At 38.1% G+C, this 15541-nt stretch carries 11 protein-coding genes; 9 read left to right on the top strand and 2 right to left on the bottom strand.

Going from position 1 to position 15541, the window contains the following annotated elements:
• Nucleotides 1–114: 114 nt before the first annotated feature.
• The 3 genes from A2536_06605 (at nt 115) to A2536_06595 (ending at nt 5198) form a co-directional block, all read left to right on the top strand.
• Nucleotides 115–852, top strand: coding sequence for an adenylyltransferase (locus A2536_06605; GenBank protein ID OGF45539.1), 738 nt, complete (start codon nt 115–117; stop codon nt 850–852).
• Entirely contained in the window at nt 852–2219 is a 1368-nt protein-coding gene (locus A2536_06600; GenBank protein ID OGF45538.1) for a [FeFe] hydrogenase H-cluster radical SAM maturase HydG, read from the top strand. Before A2536_06605 ends, A2536_06600 begins: the two co-directional genes overlap by 1 nt.
• Before the next feature lie 579 nt (nt 2220–2798).
• Entirely contained in the window at nt 2799–5198 is a 2400-nt protein-coding gene (locus A2536_06595; protein OGF45537.1) for a hypothetical protein, read from the top strand.
• A gap of 172 nt (nt 5199–5370) precedes the next feature.
• Here the strand turns inward: A2536_06595 and A2536_06590 are convergent, their stop codons facing one another.
• Together A2536_06590 and A2536_06585 are read right to left on the bottom strand one after the other, a co-directional pair.
• Nucleotides 5371–6003 (bottom strand): hypothetical protein, encoded by a 633-nt coding sequence (locus tag A2536_06590; GenBank protein OGF45536.1) that lies wholly within the window; start codon nt 6001–6003, stop codon nt 5371–5373.
• A 30-nt stretch (nt 6004–6033) separates the two neighbouring features.
• Nucleotides 6034–7143, bottom strand: a complete 1110-nt coding sequence (locus A2536_06585) for a hypothetical protein (GenBank protein ID OGF45535.1) — start codon at nt 7141–7143, stop codon at nt 6034–6036.
• Nucleotides 7144–7557: 414 nt separating this feature from the next.
• On the opposite strand from A2536_06585, the gene A2536_06580 reads away from it, so the two are divergent.
• The 6 genes from A2536_06580 to A2536_06555 all read left to right on the top strand — a co-directional run bounded on the left by A2536_06580 (nt 7558) and on the right by A2536_06555 (nt 15368).
• On the top strand, nt 7558–8559 hold the full coding sequence (locus tag A2536_06580) for a galactose-1-phosphate uridylyltransferase (GenBank protein ID OGF45534.1): 1002 nt from the start codon (nt 7558–7560) through the stop codon (nt 8557–8559).
• A complete protein-coding gene (locus A2536_06575; protein OGF45533.1) occupies nt 8559–9110 on the top strand; it encodes a hypothetical protein in 552 nt (183 codons plus the stop codon). The genes A2536_06580 and A2536_06575 overlap by 1 nt, the downstream gene beginning before the upstream one ends.
• 161 nt (nt 9111–9271) lie before the next feature.
• A complete protein-coding gene (locus A2536_06570) occupies nt 9272–10447 on the top strand; it encodes a hypothetical protein (GenBank protein OGF45532.1) in 1176 nt (391 codons plus the stop codon).
• A gap of 425 nt (nt 10448–10872) precedes the next feature.
• Entirely contained in the window at nt 10873–14088 is a 3216-nt protein-coding gene (locus A2536_06565; GenBank protein OGF45531.1) for a hypothetical protein, read from the top strand.
• Between the two features lie 190 nt (nt 14089–14278).
• Nucleotides 14279–14545, top strand: coding sequence for a hypothetical protein (locus A2536_06560; GenBank protein OGF45530.1), 267 nt, complete (start codon nt 14279–14281; stop codon nt 14543–14545).
• Nucleotides 14546–14720: 175 nt separating this feature from the next.
• The gene (locus A2536_06555) at nt 14721–15368 is read left to right on the top strand and encodes a lipase (GenBank protein ID OGF45529.1); all 648 of its coding nucleotides are present in this window, start codon (nt 14721–14723) and stop codon (nt 15366–15368) included.
• Nucleotides 15369–15541 lie beyond the last annotated feature (173 nt).

Here is a 15541-nt window from a genome sequence, read left to right as displayed (position 1 = left end):
ACCTTCTTTTACCTTTATAGACGGTTATGGACTTTGACGGACTTTTATAGACTTTCTTTATTTATGACTATTATCATTGAAAAATCTCTTGATAAGCAGATATAATATAGTAATATGAGAACAACTTTATCATCATCTGAAAAAGAAATATATAAGCGGCAGATTTTGCTTTTTGGGGAAAAAGGGCAAAAAAGGCTTAAAAAATCAACCGTTTTTATGGTCGGCGCGGGCGGTCTTGGGAGTTCTGCTGCTTTTTATCTTGCCGGAGCAGGAGTTGGGCGGATCATAATAGCTGATGCTGATAAGGTAGAGCTTTCTAATCTTAACCGTCAGGTACTACATGGAATGAAAAGGATAGGAAAAAACAAAGCACTCTCTGCCAAGATCACCTTGGAAGCTTTAAACAGTAATATTAAAATAGAAGCGGTTACTGAAAGAATAACCGGTGCGAACATAGATAAATATGTAAAAAAAGCCGACATTCTCCTTGACTGTTTGGATAATTTTGAAACAAGGTTCCTTCTCAACGCCTATGCTGTTAAAAAGAAAAAGCCCCTGTTGTTTGGCGCGATATACGGTTTCTTTGGACAGCTGGCGTTTATCAGACCGGGAAAAAGTTTTTGTCTTGCTTGTATATTTGAAGGCTTGCCGGTAAAAGGAATATTCCCTGTACTCGGAGCAACGCCCGGAGTTATCGGCTCACTTCAGGCTATGGAAGCGGTAAAATATCTTTCCGGAGCCGGCGGGAATTTGAACAGCGAACTTTTAACTTGGGACGGATTAAAACAAGAGTTTCGTAAGGTTATATTAAAAAGAAATTTACTCTGCAAAGTCTGCGGGAAGGAAAAATAATGAACATTATTGATGAAGTAAGAATACTTAAGGTTTTGGAAAAAACGAAAGAGCCTGACATAAAAATAGTGCAAAATGTAATTAACAAGGCAAAGGAAAGAAAAGGTTTGAACCTTGAAGAGGTGGGAGTTCTTATTAATCTTACTGAGCCCCGGCTTCTTAAAGAGATGTTTGATACTGCTGCTAAAATAAAAGAAGAGATCTACGGCGAACGTCTTGTTTTCTTTGCACCTCTTTATGTTTCGGATTATTGCATGAATGATTGTGCCTATTGTAATTTTCATCAGACAAATAAAGGTCTAAAGAGAAGTAAGCTTACGCTGGAACAGGTAAGAGAGCAGGTAAAGATACTTATTAATATGGGGCACAAGAGAGTTCTGCTGGAATTCGGAGAAGATAAAAAAGAAAATCCCATAGAGTATGTCGTTGATGTAATAAACGAAATTTATAAAGTTAAAACCGAAAAAGGTAACATTCGCAGGGTCAATGTAAATATTGCCGCGACTACTGTGGAAAATTACAAAAAAATAAAAGCCGCGAATATCGGGACTTACCAGCTTTTTCAGGAAACATATCACAGGCCTACTTATGCAAAACTGCATAAAGGCCCAAAAGCTGATTATGACAGGCAGTTAACCGCGCACGACAGAGCTCTGGAAGCGGGAATTGATGACCGGGGGCTTGGTGTTCTCTTCGGGCTTTATGACTGGAAGTTCGAAGTTCTCGGTCTTATTGCTCACGCAGAGCATATGGATAAGGTCGGAGGCGTCGGACCGCATACTATATCTGTACCCCGTCTTTGTGAAGCGCCGACGGTAAAATACTCTCCGGAATATCCTGTTTCAGATGATGATTTTTTAAAGATAATCGCCATACTCAGACTTTCCGTCCCATATACCGGCATGATAATTTCAACACGGGAAACTCCCGAGATTAGAAGAAAGGCATTTAAGATAGGCATTTCCCAGACTTCCGCGGCTTCTGTCACTTCTACGGGAGGATACGGCAATCAGACAGATTCGGTGCAATTTACCTCTCACGACCCGAGAAGCCTTGAAGAGGTCATAAAAGATGCTTTGGCGGACAAGCTGTTACCTTCTTTCTGTACAGCCTGCTACAGGCTGGGACGGACGGGAGAAGATTTTATGTATCTGTCAAAGCCCGGAGAAATTCACACTTTTTGCCGCACAAACGGTTTGCTCACCTTTGCCGAATACCTCGAGGATTTTGCCTCAAATAAATTAAAAGAGGACGGATACAAGGTTATAGACTATTACACGAAAAAAATAGAAAACCCGGTATTGCTCACAAGGGTGAAAGAAGGACTGACGGAAATTAAGAAAGGAAAAAGAGATATTTTCTACTAAGAGAAGTACTATTGACTAGTGACTAATGACTATTTAGGGAGGAATATTTATAAAAGATAAATAAAGAATAAAATTAATATTTTAAAGGGGTGAATATGAGAAAGGAAAATGAACTATTAAAGAGAGTTAAAATATTCTCTATTAATATTATAAGGCTTACCGAGATATTAAGAGAATCCAGAGTTAATAAGATAATCTTCAACCAAGTTGTGCGTTCAGGGACGTCCGGTAGAAGAGGAAATAATAGAAACCAGATATTGGCTTGAGCTATTGCAGGAAACAAACAGCGCTAATGGCCGTGAAATAGAAACATTGATCAAGGAGACAGATGAATTAACGGCAATATTTGTGGCGTCTATAAAAACCGTGAAAAGTAAGTTAATCAAATAAAAAATAATTGACTATTGACGAACTATGAGAATTGAATAAAACTTACTCCAATATTAAATTAAGTAATTGAAATAATATGGCAAAGTCATTATCTTGCCTTCATAAAATAGTCACTAGTCATTAGTCAATAGTACTTCATTGTGTGATTTATTGCATGTAAACTTTATCCGGGGTATCGTATAATACACCATGAGCAATCCTTCGTCCATATTCGACATAACCAAGAACGTCGTTGTTTCCGCTCCAGCGGGTTCCGGTAAGACTGAAAAGCTTGCCCGCCGGTACATTGCACTTTTGTCTGCAGGGGTAAGTCCGGAAAGGATTCTGGCTATTACTTTTACCGAAAAAGCGGCAGTGGAAATGAAAGAAAGAATTCTAAGGATTTTAAAAGCGGAAAAACCCGAACTTTACAAAAATATTAAAGAAAAAATATTTCTGATGAGAATCTCAACCATTCATAGTTTTTGTTTAAGCTTGCTGAAGAGATTTGCGTTTGAACTTGATCTGGATCCCAATTTTGAGATAGTAGATCCGAAAGATACCGGTCTGATTGATAACGTTTTATCTTCCTCTTTTACCGGAATAATAGAATCAGAGCAGGTGAAAGGAAAAGAAAATATTCAAGCTTTACGAAAGCATCTGGTAGACCTTAGCTCTAAATATGGGTGGAGTAAATTAAAAGAAATAATAGAGAAATTCTTTTTACTCCGTCCTGCGACGTTAGTCGGAAGACCAAAGTTACTCAATGTTTCAAATTTTAAAAAAACGCAATTTTCAGCGGTTACCGCTTTGAAAGAGGATACTTACTTTGAAGATCATTACAAAGAGATAATCAAAGAAGACTCTCCGGAAAGTATTGTTTATGCTGTTGATTCCATAAGGGATTTGCTCCTTACAACCGCGGGTACCCCCAGAAAAAACATTCCGAAAGACTCGGGTATTAAAATATCCAGGGAAGAATATGCTGCTGTTAATGAGAAAATATTTGATCTTTATAATGAGGCAAAGCGCTTTGTTTATAATAATGAACTTTTAATGTTCTATGAAATATTTGTATTCAGCAATAACGAGTATACAAAGAAAAAGAAAGAATTAAATGTTCTGGATTTCAATGATCTTGAATATAGTACCTATGAGCTGTTAAACAATCATACAGAGGTGGACAATATACTTTATGCTTTTGACGAGCAAACGGATCATATTTTTGTAGATGAGTTTCAGGATACTAACTTTCTTCAGTGGTCAATAATTAATAAGCTTACCGAGGAATGGAGATCCGGACTGGGAAGTAAAAGAGATGAAGGTATAATCCCCACATTGTTTATTGTCGGGGATGAAAAGCAGTCAATATTCGGCTTCCGAAGCGCGAATGTAGAAGTATTTGATACTGCGGTAGTGGAAATGAAAAAGTGGTATGGCAGCGGGTTTATATATGAACAGGTAAGCGAGAATTACCGGAGCGGTAAAGAAATTGTAGAGTATGTAAATAAAATATTCTCACGGATAATGACCAGAGGACGTTTTGAACCGAAATGGAGAACACAATATAAAAGCTTTGATTCTATCCGGAATGTTGCGGGGAAAGTTGAAATATTGGAAGTTCCTAAAGGGGAGAAGGACAGTCTGGCAGAGGCAAGAAAAGTAGCTGGACGGATAAGTGAACTTGTGGGGAAAGAAGATGTTTATACCAAAGGGGTTGACAATAAAGAAGTATCCGGAAAAATAAAAAAAGGGGATATTGCTGTACTCCTCAGGAAAAGAACGCACCTGGCTGATTTTGAAGAAGCTTTTTCGAAAGCAAAAATAGATTATGTTGTTGTAAACGGGCTCGGTTTTTATCAGCAGCCGGAAATCATCATTCTAAGATCTCTTCTTTTTACGCTGATTGAACCCACTGACGATTATAACCTTTATTTGCTTTTAAAAAGCCGTTTATTCTCACTGAAAGAAGAAGAGATAATAGATTTAGTTTCGAAAGAAGGAAAAACGTTATATGAAAAAATCAGAACAAATGAAAAGTTCAAAATAATTATAGAGCATTCCTTGATGCTTAACACAACTCCGTTAAATCAAATTTTGGAAAGTTTCATGGAAAAAGCAAAAGGCTGGAAGTATTTTTGGGAGCCTCAGAGATCGGCTAATATAAAGAAATTTATAGAAATTGTGCAGGAGTTTGAGACCAGAGGCGACTCTTTACAGGAGATACGGGCCTATTTTGAGGAAAGAGTAGATACTGATGAAGAGCCGAAAGCAAACTTGAACACTGAAGATACGGATGCTGTAAGGATAATGACGGTTCATACTGCAAAAGGTCTGGAATTTCCTGTGGTTTTCTTTGTCAGAATGGGTGAAGAGGTAAGGAGGGATAGAGATTATATACGGGTAAATGAGGGGAAGGATATGACCGGGATATTATATTGTCCGGACAAGGAAATAAGGGGAAAGATCTCTGAATTTGTTGAGCTTAAAATGAAAGAAGAGGAAGAAGAAAAAAGGATATTTTATGTTGCCGTGACCAGAGCAAGAGACCGCCTGATATTATCCGGCGTCAGGGATGAGAAGAATAAAGGGTTTTGGAAATACCTTTAATAAAACAAGCACTAATAACTAAATACTAAATTATAAACAATAACTAAGGTCAAAGTACTAAGTGATAAAAGTAAGGAAGTTTATTAGTATAAAGACAACGATTTTGTTTAAGATTTTATTATTAAGTGATTATTTAGGATTTAGAATTTTAATCTTAGTAATTGCTTTAATGTTACTGGAACTTCAGTATTCCAAAAGACTTTTCTCTGTGGAAGTCCGGGGTTTTGTTTTTGTTGGGGTGCCAGATATGATACTCATCATTTTTCACGCCATTTATCATGTTGTAATCTACTCTGTAAAGACCTATCTTCCATATCTCTCCGGGGACAGGGTAGCGTTTTAAGGCGGAGAAAGGTATTGCCATTTCGCAGGAAAAATACTTCCCTTTCTTTATAATAGTCTTTGTTTTAAAACCCTTTGCGCTCCATTTATTATTAAATTTTCTGTAGAAACTGGCGGCATAGTCAAGGTAATAGCCGCCGGCATTGACTTCAAAACCGAAATAATCTTTGTCTTTAGGATGGGGATCCAGAAAAATCTCTACAACATCGTCAAGACAGACAACACCTTTATAACCTCTGTCAATGTAGATGATGTCAATATCATAAGCAAGATAACCCACATACAAAAAATCATCATCTCTGCAGATACGGCATTCGGTTTTTTGGTGAAGATCTCCTGCTTTTTTCCAGGGAGTTTCAAAATCCGTAATTGGCTTTATCTTTTTCCAGGCAGGTTTATTTATATTTCCGTCAATTTTTATGGGCTGTCTAATATTTTTGCAAATATAAACTTTTTTTCTCATTATAACTCCTGAATATCAAAAAATCTTTTTTTAATATTTACCGTGTTTTAAAGCTGTTTCTATGAATATTTCATAATTTCTTGCCGTAATTGGAGAAAGCGGTACATTGATAGGTGCTGCGGTCGGCATAATAACATAACGGCCGCCTTCTTTTGCGTCTTTCATGCAGTCTTTTACAATATTTTCCATTTCCCCGGGTTTTGCGTTTTCCAGGTCCCTAAGCTGAATGTTTCCAAAGAGACAGAGTTTGCCTTTGCTTCTTTCTTTGGCTTCCTTAAGTAATATATCTCCGTTATGCGGCGCTTCAATAGGGTCAAGCCCGTCCGGGGCCATCTCAAGTATATGGTCAAAGACCCTGGCTATTTTGCCGTGAGAGTGAATACGCGCAAAATTACCGCTTTCTTTTATCAGACGTATGAATTCCTTGTCATATTTGCATACAAAGTCATGAAAATATTCAGGAGAAAGATAAGGCGGAGTTGCGTATTCCGGACCGCAGATCCTGAAGAGATAGCCTCTGTTTTTTATCTGTTTTAAAATATCTTTAAGATGTTCGAGTTGTGAAAAATAGAGTTTATCCAGCAGTTTTACGATATCTTCTGTCTGTGTAAGCGCTCTTATGGTAAACTCTCCAAATTCAAAGAGTTCCGCCGCTACGCAGATGGGATCCTCTATGGACAGTAAAATCATCCCTTTATCTCCAAGCTTTTTTTCTATTTCAAAAAGGCGGGAACAGTCAGGTTTTTCCTGTGTGTCGGGGATTGACATGTAGCGCTTGAGATCTTCGTCAGTTTTCAAAAAATGCTCAAGATTCCAGGTAGTATAAACATTGCTGTCGACGCGCGTGGTTCTCTTAATATCTCCTTCCGGAGTTTTAATTATAATATTAGAGATTGTGGAAATGCCTTCAGTTTTATTTTCAACAATGGTGTTTTTCCCAATGTAACTATTATCAAAAGAAACACTTGACATGTAGAGACAATCAGTCTTTTCCCTTACGAGATCCATTAGTTTTTTATAGGAAGGTTCTTTATTCTCAAAGGAATCAAAATTCCAGCCGTTTAACTCGTATGTTGAAACAGGTACCCGGTCCGGAATATTTCCCTTAAGTATGCAATGTAGTCTTTCTTTTGAGGTCATTTATTTTAGCTTTCTCTTTTTTTACTTTTTGTCCGGCTTTTTTAAATACTTCTAATTAAAACAAACGAGAATCAACCGTTAAGTTAATGATAGTTTATTCTATTAGAATAAGTGCTAAATGTCAATACATTGAAACATTGATTCCTCGTAATCTTTACGAAATTAAGAGATCCTGAATCCGGTTCAGGATGGCAGAAAACCTTAGGTAATGCCTCAGTTGTCGGTCTGTAAAAATAAAACAAATAAATTATAATTCATGAAATATTATATATTAAGAAGATGAAAAGAGTAATTGTTTTTACAAATTGAATTAACCCTGTGTGTATGCTATACTTTTAAAGTAAATATTCAAGAAGTCGTAAGTTGAGAGTTCTACGATTTCTTCTGATTTCCTGACGAGAAAAAGGAGAATACATGCCTGAGCTTAGAAAAGATCCTGTTTCCAACAGATGGGTTATTATTTCAACAGACAGATCTAAAAGACCGACCGATTTTATGGACACCTTCAAACATGAAAAAAAGGGGGGGTTTTGCCCTTTTTGCTATGGCAGCGAGGAAAAAACTCCGGGGGAAATTATAGCAATACGTCCCGCTCATACAGCCCGTAATACTCCGGGCTGGCAGGTAAGAGTTGTTCCAAACAAATTTCCGGTACTCAGGGTAGAAGGAGATCTTAACCGGCGCGGTGACGGTATGTATGATATGATGGAAGGTATTGGAGCCCACGAGGTTATCATTGAAACCCCTGAACATGATAAGAGCATGGCTGATTTTTCTTATGAACAGGTGCAGAAAGTTATCTGGACTTATAAAATGAGATCTCAGGATTTAAAGAACGATCTTAGGTTTGAATATCTTCTTATTTTCCGTAACTACGGAGATGCGGCCGGAGCAACTCTTGAACACCCGCATTCGCAGCTTATTGCCACGCCTATAATACCAAAAAGGGTTCTTGAAGAATATGGAGGAGCCAAGCATCATTATGAATATAAAGAGAGGTGTGTCTTCTGCGATATGATAAAACAGGAGATGAAAGACGGAACCAGGATAATACTGGAAAACAGACATTTTGTTGCGTTTGCTCCGTTTGCTCCGAGGTTTCCGTTTGAAACCTGGATACTCCCAAAAGTTCATAATGCGGATTTTATTACGATAAGCGAAGAGCAATCTTACGATATGGCGAAAATTTTAAAAGACACACTTTTAAAGATAAAAGGAGCATTAAATGATCCGCCGTATAATTATATAATACATACGGCCCCTCTTAGAAAGACCGAAGGTTATTTTAGCCACTGGCATATGGAGATTATTCCAAAACTTACAAAAGTGGCCGGCTTTGAGTGGGGTTCCGGATTTTATATTAATCCGACACCGCCGGAAGAAGCGGCAAAATATTTAAAAGAAGTGGAGATCTGATGAGTCTATTTAAAAGGCAGCAAATATATATTAATACTGATCTTCAGATTAAGATGTCCATTTTCCTTATAGTTCTTGTTTCGATAGAAGTTGTAATCTTTGGGGGAATATTTTCCTATGCTCTTTCCATGTCGCAGAAGGTTTCGGATAATATTTACAGGTTTTATGTAATACTTCTTTTATCCTTTGTCGGAATGACGCTTCTAAATATTTTTCTCGGAGTATTTTTATCACACAAGATAGCCGGTCCCATTTACGCTTTTGAAATGCGCATAAAAAACATTACTAACGGGGATATCTCCACTTTTGTGGATTTGAGAAAAGGTGATATGCTCCGTGATTTCGAAATATCTTTTAATGAAATGATGCATGCGTTAAGAAAAGCAGTAGCTGAGGACAGAAAGTGCCTGGATAGGATAAATAAAAAAATATCAGATCTTAATAAAAAGCTGGATAAAATAGGTGCAGGGAAAGAAGCAGAAGAAATGAAAATAAGTTTGAAAGAAATATCCGCAGATATGAAAGCTATAACGAGTTTCTTTAAAATTTAACCCTGTACCACTCTCTATGTTCGGGTGCAGAGTTAAACCCTATACCTGATTATGTACCTGAGTTTTACGAATGATACATGGGAATGTTTTAGGGTTGAAGCAGGAAAGGCTAACTGAAAAGGTAACTTAAATATTATACTTCGGGTAAAAAGGGAAAGCTAATGAAATTATTCGGGCCTCTTTTATTGTCCTTAAGTATCCTTTTGTCAAATGCTGCAGGAAGTTTAAACTCGCCTTCTGATTATCTGGACTACGGAATAGGCGCCCGCGCTGTTTCTATGGGAAAGGCCTTTGTCGGACTTTCTAATGATGTCACAGCGGTTTATTGGAATCCGGCAGGACTCGCCAGGGTCTACAATAATCAATTAGGCGTAGTTTATGGCAGTAATTTTGACGGTAGTAATATGTGTTTTGCGGGTTTTACCCAGCCTGTTGTATACTTTGGGACTTTTGCCGCGGGTGGTATTTATTATGCGTTCAAAAATGAAACTGTTTCAGGGGCCTATCTTTCCCTTGGTAAAGAATTTTACTCCTGGAGCCTGGGTCTCACTTTAAAAGGATTCAATCAGTCGTTTTCAAGTGGTACGGCTTTTGGTTTTGGCGCTGACGCCGGTATTTCTTTTTATGATCTTGATTTTTTAACTTTGAGCGGCGCGGTCATCAATCTTATTAAACCGACGTTTGCTCTTGATATTACACGTTCGTACCCTCTAACTCTAAGAGGCGGGGCGTGTATAAGCTTGTATGAACACAGGATTAACTTCACCATAGATATTGAAAAAAAAGAGAACGCGGAATTTTCTTTTCACGGCGGTATAGAGTACAAACCTTATAGTTATTTCAGTATCAGAGGCGGAATAAATCATACCGTGCCGACCGCCGGTTTTGGCCTGTCTTCCGGTAATTATTTTATAGATTTTTCTGTTACCTCCCTTTCTACATACTCGAATGATTTTAACCATCAGATAACCGCCGGTATAAAGTTTGGCTCCTTTGACATGGGAATTAAAGTCAGTCCAAAAACATTTTCTCCTGCGGGAAAAAATAAAACCGTTAAAATAACTTTTATTGGGGCAACTAAATATGGAACGAAAAGCTGGCAGGTTGCAATCAGAGATGTGAAAAGAAATATGATAAAGAAATTAGAAGGCAGGGATACTCCGCCTTTAAGTTATATCTGGGATGCAAAGCTTGAAAACGGTGATATGGTGAAAGACGGAGATTATGAAATAGAATTGACGCTGATAGATAAAGTAAATGAGATTGAAAGAGTTATCAATAACGTTACAGTTGATACCCGGATACCGAGCGCCGAATCAGAGCTGGAAATACAGTAATCCGAAATCCTGCGCAAGCAGAATATCAGACTTATTTAGGCGGATATCTTTACGGATTTTGGGTTAGATTCCACCGATTATAGAACTACAGGATTCCGCTGATTTAGAAATAGAAATATAGTGTATTAAAATCTTATTATTGCTTGGTTTTTAGGGAAAATAATAGATTATATATAATACTTGATGTATAATAGCTTATGACGTTATGCCAAAGAAATCCCCGAGCAGCCTGTCCGTCAGAGTTTCTGACGAGATTTCGCCCTTAGCGGAAATTTGGCATGAATAATTGAAAATCTCCTATGTAAGCTCGAAGAGGTTAATAACAGAAAGAATAGTAAGCCGGGAAAAGGTTTGTATCAGTGGAATCCTGTAGATTTGTAATCAGTGAAATCATAATCAAGAATAGCGGGGAAAGTTAGAAAAATATGGAAAAGATGCTTAAAATAATAATCATAGCCGGTCTACTCGGGGCTTCGATATACGGAGCTGACAAGCAGGCGGATAACCCTTCTCAGTCGCAGCTTACCGAGAAAGGGCAATATACAATTGCCTCAAAGCTTTATATTCAAAACGAAGATAAAAAGAATTCTTTTTATGAGTATAAAAGATTCATTCGATATTTTCCGGATTCTGATAAGGCACCAAAAGCCCAATTTATGCTTGGTGAATGTTTATTTACAGAAGCAATAAAAGCTTTTTCCCTTAAGCAAGTGAAGGATTTGAGATTAAAATCCAAAGTTGACGAAAAAGGTGTTGTTCTTCCCGAGGAAGTGCCGTTTATTCCGACCTTTGATAATGCGATAGAAGAATATAAAAAAGTAGGAGGTTACTCCAGAAACGAAGTAAGTGATGACGCTCTTTTTCGCATAGCGGAATGTTATTATAATAAGGGTAATTATGAAAAAGCTATAGAAACCTTCAGAGACCTTACGAATGTTTATTCGGATTCATATTTAAAAAGTGAAGCAATATACAGCATTGCGCTTTGCTGCCTTATTCGGGAGAAATGGGAAGAGGCCGCAAATGTGCTGGTACAGCTTGGAACCATGTATCCTGCCTATGCCGACAGTCCTAAAGTCCAGTTTGCTCTCGGGCTTATAGCATATTATAAAAATGATATAAGTGCTGCTTACGAGCGGTTCAAAAATGTTAAAACAGCGGAAGGCTATTATTATACCGGCAGGTGTCTGGACCTTCAAGGTAAGGGTTTTTCGGCAATAGTAAATTACAGAAAAGTAGTCATTGAGTTCCCAAAAAGCAATTATGTTGAGAGAGCATCTTACTCTATTCCCGAGTCCTTTTATTCGGCTACAGATTATTTCTCAGCGGCTAATTCTTACAGAAAATTCATGGATCAATTTCCCAAGAGCGCTTATAAAGCGTATGCCTCCTATAAAATCGGCTGCTCTTTCTTTCTTCAGAAAAATTATAACGAAGCAATTAAGGTTTTTGAAGACACCAGAAAAACCTATGCTGATATTGAGGTCGCTCCTGTTTCGGCGTATCTGATTGCCGAATCGTTAAGAAAACAGTCTAAGTTGAGTGAAGCAAACGTAAAATACGGCAGCGTCGTCACCGAGTATTTTAAAGAAAATGTAGCACCCTATGCTCAGTACAAAATCGGCTGGTGTTATTACACGGTTGGGGCCTATCCTATGGCGGCAGGGGCTTATGAACAGTATAACAGGGATTTTGACCGGCATGAACTATTCCCGTATTCACTTTATATGACAGCCAATAATTTTTACAAGGAGAAAAAATTCGCAGACTCTTCAAAATATTACGGAATGGTGCTGGACAAGATGCCGGCTACCAATCTTTATGAGGCCTCTCTTTGCCTGTTAAATGACAGCGAGTATGAGCAGCGTAATTTCGATCAGATAATAACCAACTATCAATTTATAGCCAATACTTTAAAACCTTCGGATAGTGTATGGAGAGCTCGTACGTTCCTGTATGTTGCAGATGCTTACTTCCGTTCGGGTCTTTATAAGGATGCACAGATGGTCTTTGATATGATCCGCAGGGATTTTAAAAATACTCCGGAAGCTGTTCATGCCCAGTCGGGAATGTCTTATGTCTCAAATGCAACAGGGAAATATGATATGGCGGAGAAAGAAACAAAAAAAGTATTAGAGTCTTTTGATCAGGAAGAAACAAAAGACACTCATGATAAGATGGTTACACAGTCGCAGTATGAGATCGCCGACAGTTTGTTTAATCAAAAAAAATATACTGAAGCACTTTCTCTTTATGAGAAGTATGCTAATGACAATTCGGAAGATGTTCTTGCCCCTGAAGCGCTTTATAGAAGCGGACTTTGCTACTACCGTCTTGAATACTACAGTAATGCAATTAAATCCTGGGAAAACCTTGTTGAAAAATACAAAAACGATAAAAAAGCCCCGGAAGCTCTTTATCAAGTTGCCGATACCTACTTTAGAGCGCAGAAATACACAGAAGCGGTCACGGCTTTTAGAAAACTAATTGCCAATTATTCCGAGGCAAAGTGGGTAAAAGACGCACAGCTTAGAATCGGACAGAGTTATTATAATGCAAGAGAATATGACAGTGCCATGAAGGAATTTAAAAAATACCTTGATCTCTATCCTGAGGATGCGCAGGTCGCGGATGTTATAGAATCCCTTGAGTCGGCAACAAAAAAGAAGGTCGAAGCTTCTGCTGCGGCGGTAACCGCCGGCACAAAAACAACGGCAGCCGGTGCTGATACGGAAAATCCTGTTTCGGAATCCATAGATACCTTAAAAAGTATTCTTGTAAAATATCCGAATTCGAAGATTGCAGGAGAGATACAATTTAAAATAGGCCGCAAATATTATGATGATAAGAAATATGATAAAGCGGCTGAGGAGTTGTTAAAAGTCATAATGGATTATCCGGAGACTTCCTCTGCGGGAGGAGCTCATTTCTTTCTTGCGGAATCTTACTATAAATTGCAGAATTATGAAGAAGCACTTTCGGCTTACCGCAGGTATATAAATAATTTTTCTGCGGATGAATACGTCATTGATGCATTATTTCATTCGGCGACTTCCAACTATAATCTGAAATTATTTGCGGATGCCGCACTGTCTTATAAGGAAATACTAAAGAAATTTCCGGAATCTGAGTTTGCCTCTGCGGCGATGTTTAACATGGCTTTAGCCTACAAAAAGGCAAATAAGCTTGAAGAGGCGGCGGCAACCTATACGGAGTTTAATAAAAAATACCCGGCGGATCAAAATGCGCTTTCTTCACTTTCTGAAGCGGCAAATATTTATCAAAAACTTAAGAGATTTGACCTTGCTTTGGAGTCTTACAGAAAATATCCTTTTAAAAACGGTGATGAAGCAAGTCTAGAGATTCAGTATCAGATTGCGGAATGCTTTATGAAGCAGGATAAAAATGATGAAGCGGAGAAAGAGCTTATTAAACTTGGTGAAATGGAGCCAAAATCAGGGGCCTGGCGTCTTACAGGCCTGGCTAAGCTTGCGGAGATATATGAAGAAAAGAAAAAAATTGATGAAGCAATAAATATATATAATGATATTATAAAAAATGCAGGGAAGGATGAATGGATAAATGCGGCAAAACTCAGGATTGAATCGATCAAAGCGCAGCTCAAGGAACAGGGGAAGTAAGAAAAGTAGAGAAAGCAAGGACAGTAGAAGCAGTAAGGGAAGTTGAGCGAAGTATTAAATATCAGAACCTTAATTCTTCGCGAAATCCGCCTAGGCGGAAGCAGGGAAAATAACCGAAGGTTAGATGTTTGGATGTTTAGACGGTTTGCAAAATCAAATCCGAAAGAGAAAAAGATATAAGGAATAAATCGTGGAAAGGAATTTAAACAAAGAAGGTGGCAAAATGACAAAAATAAAAAAGCAGCCTTGGTACGGGATATTAATGGCGTTCACGGTAATTATGACTTTATCTGCGGTAATAACACTGATCCCGGATGCTGCTGCAAGCAAGCTCTGCCCTCTGGGTTATAAAGCGCATTGCTCTTTTACTCCCTGGAGCACAATAATCTCACTCTTTCTGGCTATGATCTCGTGCAAAATAAGATCAAAATGGTTTACTATAAAGAGCAATGACTAAGAGCAAAGCACTAAATTCTACTCGACAACAAAAACCAAATACTTAATAATTAAATCTTAAACTAAATCGTTGTAATTGTTTTAATAAACCTCCTTATGTTTAGTGCTTATGATTTTAATCTTATTGTTTAGTTATTAGTGCTTAGTTCTTAATTATTTATTACTGAAAGGATGATATGTCCATTGCCAACAAGAAGAAATATTTATCTGAAGTAAAATCTATTATGCGTTCCAAGTGGCCTGCTAACCGTACTGTTAATATTGTGTGTCACGGGCACAGTGTTCCTTCTGGATATTTCAAAACCCCTTTTGTCGATACTTTTAATTCTTACCCGCACCTCCTGCATCTTGCTCTAAAGAAAAAATATCCTTATGCCGTGGTGAATGTGATAGTCACCGCCATAGGCGGGGAAAACTCCAAAAGCGGGGCGAAGAGATTCAAAAGGGACGTCCTAAGTCTAAAGCCGGATGTTGTAACCATAGATTACTCTCTGAATGACCGGGGACTTGGGCTCAAACCTGCGAAAAAATACTGGAACTCTATGATAAAAAAGGCTAAAGTGGCCGGGATAAAAGTGATACTTCTTTCACCCACCGGGGATTGGACGGAGAACCTTGAAAATGAAAATAACCGGCTTAATCTACACGGGTTGCAGGTAGAAAAGCTTGCAAAAGAAAATGGAGTCGGGTTTGTTGACAGTCTCAAAATCTACCGAAGGCATATTAAATCCGGAAAAAATTTAAGACAGCTGCTCTCCCAGATCAACCACCCGAACGCAAAAGCCCATAAAATGATAGCAAAACAGCTGTCAACGTGGTTCTAACCCAAAAATACCATTTGCTCAAACTTGGATACAATATTAATGTGCATTCAACCCGGGTAAGGTGACTGTCCTGCTCTTTGGGACTGTCACCTGCCTGAATTACATAAGAAGCAGTCTTCAATGTAATTGTTGCGGCAAAAGAATCAAGTAGGACATTTAAGAACTTCAAAAGG

It is taken from the genome of Candidatus Firestonebacteria bacterium RIFOXYD2_FULL_39_29, assembly GCA_001778375.1.
Taxonomy (GTDB): domain Bacteria; phylum Oederibacteriota; class D2-FULL-39-29; order D2-FULL-39-29; family D2-FULL-39-29; genus D2-FULL-39-29.
Note: the sequence above shows the minus strand (reverse complement) of the source record. Positions and strands in the feature narration are given on the sequence as shown.

What these genes read in the sequence shown, in the direction of transcription:
- A2536_06590 (OGF45536.1), bottom strand. Translation starts at nt 6,003, where the DNA reads ATGAGAAAAAAAGTTTATATTTGCAAAAATATTAGACAGCCCATAAAA.
- A2536_06555 (OGF45529.1), top strand. Translation starts at nt 14,721, where the DNA reads ATGTCCATTGCCAACAAGAAGAAATATTTATCTGAAGTAAAATCTATT.
- A2536_06595 (OGF45537.1), top strand. Translation starts at nt 2,799, where the DNA reads ATGAGCAATCCTTCGTCCATATTCGACATAACCAAGAACGTCGTTGTT.
- A2536_06565 (OGF45531.1), top strand. Translation starts at nt 10,873, where the DNA reads ATGGAAAAGATGCTTAAAATAATAATCATAGCCGGTCTACTCGGGGCT.
- A2536_06575 (OGF45533.1), top strand. Translation starts at nt 8,559, where the DNA reads ATGAGTCTATTTAAAAGGCAGCAAATATATATTAATACTGATCTTCAG.
- A2536_06600 (OGF45538.1), top strand. Translation starts at nt 852, where the DNA reads ATGAACATTATTGATGAAGTAAGAATACTTAAGGTTTTGGAAAAAACG.
- A2536_06570 (OGF45532.1), top strand. Translation starts at nt 9,272, where the DNA reads ATGAAATTATTCGGGCCTCTTTTATTGTCCTTAAGTATCCTTTTGTCA.
- A2536_06605 (OGF45539.1), top strand. Translation starts at nt 115, where the DNA reads ATGAGAACAACTTTATCATCATCTGAAAAAGAAATATATAAGCGGCAG.
- A2536_06580 (OGF45534.1), top strand. Translation starts at nt 7,558, where the DNA reads ATGCCTGAGCTTAGAAAAGATCCTGTTTCCAACAGATGGGTTATTATT.
- A2536_06585 (OGF45535.1), bottom strand. Translation starts at nt 7,143, where the DNA reads ATGACCTCAAAAGAAAGACTACATTGCATACTTAAGGGAAATATTCCG.